Annotated in this window: 1 protein-coding gene; it reads right to left on the bottom strand. The window is 64.4% G+C overall.

The genetic code is table 11. The features are described 5' to 3' along the window. Positions 1-503: immunoglobulin-like domain-containing protein (locus tag AC1DLB_RS31900; protein WP_477786519.1), on the bottom strand; the 503-nt coding region annotated here is incomplete at both ends.

A 503-nucleotide genomic window follows, 5' to 3' on the forward strand; every position in this document is an offset into this window, starting at 1 on the left:
TGATCGAGTTGGTYAGCGGAGCRTGGCCGGTCAAYGCGTCGTTCGGCGCRGCGGTGGTCACGGTACCGGTGGTTTTGCCGACATCGATGGTGATSGTCTGGCCGTTGGCCAGGGACACGGTGACCGGGCTGCCGGTCACTGGCGCACCGACGGTCGCGGTGTAAGTGACGGTGCCGCCTTCGGCGACGTTCGCAGTCGCAGTCAGCGAAACGGTGCTGGTGTCGATGGTGTCGGTGACGGTGGTSACCGCCGGGGCAGTGTTCGGCACCAGGTTTTCGAAACTGCCACCGGTGGCGGTGGAAATGGTGGCCTGGACGGTGCCGGCATCTTTGTAAACGTCATCGGATGGAGCCGGGACGGTCACGGTGCCGGTGGTTTTACCGGCATCGATGGTGATTACGGCGCCGTTGCTCAGGGTCACGGTCACTGGCGTGCCGGCGGCGTTGGTCAGGGTCGCGGTATAAACGATGGAACCACCTTCAGCCACCGAGTCGGTTGCGCTC

Source organism: Pseudomonas sp. 05N434, assembly GCF_056396965.1.